8 protein-coding genes are annotated in these 7844 nt (G+C 36.7%); all 8 read right to left on the bottom strand.

Going from position 1 to position 7844, the window contains the following annotated elements; all coding sequences use genetic code 11:
* Nucleotides 1-936 (bottom strand): glycosyltransferase (locus ACESM9_RS13050; RefSeq protein WP_372999445.1); only part of this gene is annotated, 936 nt, incomplete at its 3' end.
* A gap of 143 nt (nucleotides 937-1079) precedes the next feature.
* Nucleotides 1080-1913, bottom strand: coding sequence for a flagellin (locus tag ACESM9_RS13045; protein ID WP_372999443.1), 834 nt, complete (start codon nucleotides 1911-1913; stop codon nucleotides 1080-1082).
* 276 nt (nucleotides 1914-2189) lie between these two features.
* Complete coding sequence (csrA, locus tag ACESM9_RS13040; RefSeq protein WP_372999440.1) at nucleotides 2190-2414, bottom strand: carbon storage regulator CsrA; 225 nt, start codon at nucleotides 2412-2414, stop codon at nucleotides 2190-2192.
* Nucleotides 2414-2842, bottom strand: coding sequence for a flagellar assembly protein FliW (gene fliW, locus ACESM9_RS13035; protein ID WP_372999437.1), 429 nt, complete (start codon nucleotides 2840-2842; stop codon nucleotides 2414-2416). Before fliW ends, csrA begins: the two co-directional genes overlap by 1 nt.
* A 99-nt stretch (nucleotides 2843-2941) precedes the next feature.
* Entirely contained in the window at nucleotides 2942-3319 is a 378-nt protein-coding gene (locus ACESM9_RS13030) for a four helix bundle protein (RefSeq protein ID WP_372999434.1), read from the bottom strand.
* Between the two features lie 27 nt (nucleotides 3320-3346).
* The gene (gene flgL / locus ACESM9_RS13025) at nucleotides 3347-5599 is read right to left on the bottom strand and encodes a flagellar hook-associated protein FlgL (RefSeq protein WP_372999430.1); all 2253 of its coding nucleotides are present in this window, start codon (nucleotides 5597-5599) and stop codon (nucleotides 3347-3349) included.
* Between the two features lie 136 nt (nucleotides 5600-5735).
* Nucleotides 5736-7211 carry a flagellar hook-associated protein FlgK gene (gene flgK / locus ACESM9_RS13020; protein ID WP_372999427.1) on the bottom strand — a complete coding sequence of 492 codons (1476 nt, stop codon included), beginning with the start codon at nucleotides 7209-7211 and terminating at the stop codon, nucleotides 5736-5738.
* A gap of 11 nt (nucleotides 7212-7222) precedes the next feature.
* Nucleotides 7223-7844, bottom strand: a 622-nt coding sequence (locus ACESM9_RS13015; protein WP_372999424.1) for a flagellar basal body rod C-terminal domain-containing protein, incomplete at its 5' end; no start/stop codon positions are given.

Genomic DNA, 7844 nt, shown 5'->3' with positions numbered 1-7844 from the left:
AATACCTTTTTCATATTCTCCTATATCTATAGCTTTCTTAAAATTTTTTACTGCCAAAGAGTAGTTCTTTCTATTAGCGTGAGCTATACCCCAATAATAATATATATCAGGTATTTTCCCTATTACTGGATCATTAACTACAGTCTTAATAAATTCAATTGCCATTTTATATTTTTTTTCCATAAGCATACACTGCAAAAGTCTTAAAACCAAATCATTATGAAAGGCCATTCTGGTTTTATTGCTAAGCTTATGAGATTTGATAAAATCATCAATAGCTATGTCATAGTTTCCTTCACACATTTCCATGACACCCTTATTGTACCAGTGAAAAGATACCTCTGAGTTTTCATCTATCTGATTCTTAATAATACTCATGTTTCTACTCTGTTTACCTTTTTCTTTGAAAATAGCTTCCGTATAACCATAATGATATATTCTACATACGTCTCCATCTATAATATCACCTAAATAATTCTTGCCATCAACAAAAATCTGCTCATGAATAGCTCCACTATATTTTGGATTCTCATTTTTATAAAGCCTAACCATAGTTGAAGACATAATAATATTAGATCTGTCCATAATGTTATAAATTGGGACTATATAAGCTTTATCTTCTCTATTTATCAGAAATTCTTCCAGTTTTTCTCTATTGCAAAAAATCCTCTCATCTGCATCTAATACTAATATCCAATCTCCAGTTGCGTATTCTAAAGATTTATTTCTTGCTTTGCTGAAATCATTTTCCCACTCATATTCTATAATTTTAACTTTTTGATTTTTACCATAATTATCTATTAAAATCTTCATTGTGTTGTCTGTTGATCCAGTATCTACTACTATAGCTTCATCAACTATTCCTAAGGCTCTATCTAAACAGTTAACAATGTTTTTCTCTTCATTTTTTACTATCATGCATAGACTGATTTTCATTCATATCCCACCTAGCAATTTTCTCTTATATACTATTATATTATTTATATCGACAATTTTCATAAAAATATTAGGTTATATGCTAATTATGCAATAAAAAACATTCGGAAAAAATTTCCGAATGTTTTTTATTGTAGTAATAATTACCCTAGAAGTTGCAATACAGTTTGAGGTGCCATATTTGCTTGAGCTAGCATTGCTGTCGCAGCTTGCTGCAATATGTTTTGTTTTGTGAACTCCATCATTTCCTTAGCCATGTCTACATCTCTGATTCTTGATTCTGCTGCTTGCAAGTTTTCTGCTGTGTTATCAAGATTCTTAATAGTATGCTCCAATCTGTTTTGGATAGCTCCTAGTTTTGATCTCTGTATGGAAACCTTTTCTATTGCATTATCAATATCGACTATCTTAGCAGTGATAGTATCAGCAGAAGTTGCATTTGAAACTGCAGCAGCAACACCGCTAACTCCTATTTCAGATGCACCCATGTTTCCTATTGTAAAGGAAATGAACTGACCACAGTTTGCTCCGACTTGAAGGTCTATTTCTGAAGTTGCAAAGCTTCCAGCCAGCAATGTCTTTTTGTTAAATTCAGTCTTCTCAGTAATAGCAGTTATTTCTTTTTCCAACTCTGCTAACTCTTCATTGATTCTAACTCTTTCATCGGATGTATTAGTATCATTTGCAGCCTGAACTACAAGTTCTCTCATTCTCTGAAGCATTGCATGTGTTTCAGTTAAAGCACCTTCTGCTGTCTGTATCAAAGAAATACCATCTTGAGCATTTCTGGAAGCCATGTTAAGGCCTCTAATCTGTGATCTCATCTTTTCTGAAATTGAAAGACCAGCTGCATCGTCACCAGCTCTGTTGATTCTGTAACCTGATGATAATTTCTCTATGGATTTCTGAACTGCTGTATTGTTAATACCAAGTTGTCTATGAGTATTCATTGCTAATAGATTGTTGTTAATTCTCATTTTTCTTCCTCCTTGAATTTGTTTTATCCGGAGTCCTTTCCGGAATATATTGCAAAGACTTATCTCCTACTCCATGGGCCCTATGTTTTAGAGACTTGTCCATTGCTTTTATATTATATTATCGGATAGTCTTTTCTGGAACTTTAGTCCTTTCTAGAATATTTTGTAGTTTATTTTATTATTTTGGCATATGGGCTGATAGGCAAATGGGTAAATGGGGATGTTAGGGTATTCCTAAAGGGTCATAGATTCTTCGCTAACGCTCAGAATGACATGTTATTTCTTAATAGCCTTAGCCAGTGCTTTCAAATCTACCTTTGATTCGGCGGATTGAAGGTTTTCTTCTTTTACTTGTTCTAGAAGTTCCTTGCGGAATACCTTCATATGCTTGGGAGCTTTTATGCCTATTTTCACTTTATCTTCTGATATTTCAGTAACTATTATTTCTATTTCATCGCCAATGAGTATGGCTTCGTCTTTTTTCCTTGCCAATACCAGCATTACACATCCTCCTTAAAGACCTGATGCTTCATGCTGTAATTGTCCCCATCCAAAAGCTCCTGTATTCCTTTGTTGTTCTTTGTATTTATTACTATGGGGGCTCTTAGATTGGCTGTCATTTTCTTAAAGTCTTCAGGTATATTTAAAATTGCAAAGGTTGCAACATCTTCCGGTTTTTCAAGCTCCAGTTTTTCTACTGTTTCGTCGCTTAAGTCAAAGCTATAGTCTCCCACTAAAGTGGCAGGAGGCAGAGTAATAAAGCATAAGCTCCACTCATCTACTGATTGCATGAATGTGAAGCCCAATTCCTCATCATTAATGATTACATATTGCTTATGCTCAGGAAAACCTGGGATTCCATCCACAAAGTTTATAATTTGTTTTTCGTCTATTTCTATTTCCCCAAAGAATTTGGTCTTGATGTTCATTTTGGAGCCTCCTATCATAATAAATTGGCAAATAGGCTAATAGGCCAATGGGCTAATGGGACCTATATTGTATTCGTTTAGAGCTTTTTTGTTGGTTAATCATTCTTTTTGCCTATAAAATTTTTCTCTTGCTTTTATCAAAGCTCCTAGCTTTTTTCCTACTAAGGTGCAATTGTTCTCTAAAAATGACAATTGTTTAACATCTATATAACCAATTTCATATGCAATAACAAGTTGGGTTTGTAACTCAGCAAGTGAACCTTTTGCTATATATAAGAATCTGATAGATTCCTTATTAGTGTACCTTTCATCACCCTCTGCTATATTACTTGGTATGCTTACTGCCGCACGTCTCATCTGATCTCTAAGGCTAAAATCCATAGATAGTTTGCCTTCCATTGTAATCTTATATATCTCCACCGCAAGATCTTTTGCATCATGCCATACTTCTAAATTCCGAAACCCTTCCTTGCTCATTTTACATTCCTCTATTTATCTATATCTTTATCTTATAAAATCAACTAAGGACAAGCTTATTATCTTAGCTCCTACTGAAAGAGCGGCATTGTATACATTTTGCTGCATCTGGAGATTCATTATGGTTTCAGCCATGTCAATATCTTCATTCTTGGAGAGTAGTCCCCTCAAGTTAACATTATCATCTTCAATTCTATTTAAAGTTAGTTCTAGTCTATTGGTTTTTACTCCTATTTCAGCTCTCACAGAGTTAAGATTTCCTATATGGGCATCTAATCTGGAAAGAGCCTTCCCTATACCTTCAGAGTTGTTTGAGTTAAGGTCTTTTAAAAGCTGATCTATAACACCCAGTAATTGGGTAGCACTCCCTGATTCCACTCTGTCGCCAATGAGAACACCTTGTTTCGCAGTGTTAAATCCAAGTGAATCCATAGGCTCACTGCTGGACGCAGAAGCTGATGACAGTAAGTCAGAACCAGTTGATGGTGATAGGGTTATCGGTAATTCTGAATAAAAGGATATATTTGTACCATCATTGGCAACTTTAACTTTTCCTCTCAAAGATAGTTCAGCATCAATAGCTGATTGTAAAGCTTGAGCAAAATCATCTATTGTAGCATAGCTGCCATGAGGAATTTTAACTGTGATTGCTGAGCCATCACCAAGTTTTATATCAAATCTATCATTGCTTGAATCTATATTGGGGGTTACGCTTGCAAAATCCCCTTCCACTCCATAGACCAACTCAAACGCTTGATCCGAATTAAATCTTATGCTTCCATCTTCGCCTGTTACCGTCACATATCCTTTTAATTCAGGTATATTATTTATCCCCGCCTGAATATCTTTTATCAAATCATTAAATTTGTTACCTGTAGTATCATCATAAGTTTTTGGAGTCAAGGCTATAGAATAGCTTTTATCTCCATAATTTATATAAAGCTGGTCTCCTGAAGATATGGTTATCGGATTATTAAATAAGTCCAGCTTGCCTCCTTCTACTGCATAGGTAGCTTTGGCACCTTTAAGACCGGTATCAGCATTAAATCCCAGTTTATCAAAATTAGCAGCTTCTATTTTAAATTGCTTGTCTGCTGTTATTGCAAGCTGCCCATCTTTCACGGATAATGCCACATGTCCTGCCAAACCAGAAATCTCTGCCAACTTCTTGTTAAAATCATAAATGAATTCTTTGTCTTGGGCAGCGCTGTAATCTTTATCCATGGTTATGGTGTATGTGTTATCTCCATAATATATGGTAAAGCTGTCGTTTGCTGCAACATCGCTGAAACTTCCGGAAGATTTCAACAAGTATGCTGTAGAACCATGGAATATTTCCCGGTCAATATCGTCAAGATCTGACACTGTAACCTTTGATAATACTGCATTCTGGCCCATTTCTATACCCATAACTTCTCTCACGTCCATTGAGTTTGGAACACTATTTATGGTGATATTTCTTGGACCTTTAAACACTACTACTCCATTTTCTAGTTCTGCTTTTACCAGACCATTCAAAGAGCTGGCATCAATCTTATCATTTAAATCCTGTATAAATCTTAATCCATCTATAGAGGTGTATGTACCATCGTCCATAGTTATAGTCACAGGTGCCATACCTTCATATTCTATGCTTATTATGTTGTTTGAGCTGTCAATGTTCACACCTTTGAACTCACTGACACCTTTCAACACATATTCATCATATGTAGTTGTTGCCATGCTGCCGAAAATTCTCTGTCCCAGAATATTCATGCCGATTCTGTCGCTAATGCCTACATTGACTTCTATTATTTCTCCACCGCTAAGTATGCCTCCATCCAAATCATAGGTTCCATCTTCTTTGAGGAGGGCTTTGTCTGTCTTGAAGCCGGAAAATAGATAGCTGCCGGCATATGTGGTATTACCAATGCTTATCAACTGATCTTTCAGTTCTGCAATCTCGTCAGCAATCTTCTTCCTGTCTTCAGGGGAATAGGTATCCGAAGATCCCTGCACTGTCAATTCCCTTATCCTCTGCATGACAGCTATCATATTATTAACAGCCTGCTCGCTGCTTCGCAGCCATGAGTCGCTATCCTCGGTGTTTCTCTTATATTGGTACATATTGAGTATCTCGGTGGTCAATCGAAGGCTTCTGGTGACTCCTATAGGATCATCAGAAGGCCTGAGAAACTTTTTTTGTGAGGACAGCATTTGCTGAGATTTATCCATTTTTGTGTAATTTTTATATAGGTTTCTTAGTAGGTTATTAACCATCATGTTATTTGTAACACGCATATGTAACCTCCGGTTTATAGAGCTCAGAACTCAGAGCTCAGATTTCAGAATTTTGGGTATTCCTTTAGGGTCGCGGAATGGTTATGAACCATTCCCTACAAACCGCTATCACTCAGAATGACAGGATAGGGTATTCCTACCTTCCAGCCATACCTAATCTATTTATGGTGGTGTCCAGTATAGCATCAAGGGTGGTTATCATCCTGGCGGCGGCATTATATGCCTGGGTAAATTTCACCATGTTGCCCATTTCTTCGTCCATCAGTACTCCCGAAACCGACATACGCCTGTTGTCTGTATCTGCTATAAGGATTTGAGAGTTTATTGACATTCTGTCTGCCTGCTGGGCGTCCACTGCAAGGGATGACAGCAATGCCTTAATAAAATCATCGGGAGTTCCCTTGGTAGAGCCGAACATATCTATCTTGTCCTTCAAAGCAATAAGCTCTTTAAGATTTTCATTATTGCTTTCTCCACCAAAATCAGAGGAAGCAGCTATCAAATCAGGGTTTGCCAATAAGGCACCGCTTACAGCAAAAGTAAGACAGTTGATTTTATCAGGGTCATCATCAGGAACATGGAAAAAATTACCCCCTGCTGCGCCGTTAAAATCAATACCCTTTCTATGTATCTCATTAATCTTGTTTGAAAAATCTCGTGCAAACTCATTGAGCTTATCCAAATAATAAGGCAAACCTCTATAATTCAGGCCTTGACCATTTCCATCCCTTATATCCAACAACCCTTTAAGTTCTCCTGCAGTTATCTTAACTGCCTGACTCTCCAGTCCTTTCCACACAACTTTGGCCATCTTCCCTGCTCCAAGGTCTGTTATGCCTGCCACATCTTCTTCCACATAGCTCAATTCATCGTAATCTACATGATCAACTAAAGTTATGCCGCCTATATCTATACTAAGAAATTCATTATCATTTTTATCCTTTGTGATGCTCACATTTATATCTATTATCTTAGAAAGCTTATCTATAAGAACATTTCGCTGGTCTCTGAGATCATTGGCTTTAGAATCTCCCAGCTCCATATTAAATATCTGCTTGTTTAGAATAGCAATTTGTGAAGCCAGAGAATTTATCTCATCTACCTTGCTCTTAACCTCTTCATTGGTTTCTCGTATAGCCCTTATTATCTCATTTCCGTTTCTATTGATGGAACTAGCCAATGTATTGGCTGTTTCCACTACAGCTATACGGCGGGTAGAATCTCCTGTTTTTTTGGAAAGCTCATCTAAAGCCAGAAAAAACTCATCTATAACCTGCCTGAGACCTGTATTAGAAGGCTCATTGAAAATTGACTCCAAGTTTTCCAGATTCTGCTGCTTTATTTGCCATTCTCCTAAAGCTCTGCTTTGGTTCCAGTATTTTTTATCCAGATACTCATTTCTGATTCTTTCGATATTATAGGTCTCTACACCAGTACCCATAATACCTCTTGTATCTCCCCAGATAGGCATAGAAGCCCTCTGCTTTAATATCTGTCTCGAATATCCTTCCGTATTGGCATTTGCTATATTGTGGCTGGTAATATCCAACGCCTTACGACTGGCAAACAGTCCGGAGTTCGCTATATTTAAGCTTCCAAATGTTGTTCTCATTCATTCCACACCTACCTTCCTGACAATCCAAGTCTATTTACTACTATATCTATCATTTCATCCATTACATTTACCATTCTGGCAGAAGCATTATAGGAGTGCTCAAATCTTATGAGATTGCTCATCTCTTCATCCATAGAAACATTCATCATAACTCCTTTTTTATTCTCCATCTCCTTATCCATGGTTTTGTGAGCCTCAGCAGTTATGGCAGCCTCCATACCTGTTTTACCTAGTTCCAAAATTATATTTCTGTAATACTCATCAAAATCATATTTGGCCTGTGTAACATCGTAATTTTCTTCCCCAAAGACCTTTTTATCTCTGATTTCAAGTATCTTTAAAGCTATGATATTATCCTCCCCATTGTATGGAGGAGGATTCAAAGCAGCTGCTATATTGTCATAGTCATTAAGTTCAGGATTGAATGCTATATTAGACATGTCTATATAATCACTGGAAGGATCTCCGCTGTTTATGAAAAATTTTCTATGAATATCATCACTTATCCCATAGCCGGAAATATGAATGCTGTTTATTTCCTTTGCTAAACCTTTTACCATCTCATCCAATCTTGATCGAAATCTATCTACAAGTTCATCTCTTGTATCAAAAAGAGCTTTAATCTTTCCT

The sequence above is a fragment of the Lutispora sp. genome (assembly GCF_041687175.1).
Lineage (GTDB): Bacteria > Bacillota > Clostridia > Lutisporales > Lutisporaceae > Lutispora.
The sequence above is the reverse complement of the archived record's forward strand: the minus strand, read 5'-3'. Positions and strand labels throughout refer to the sequence as shown.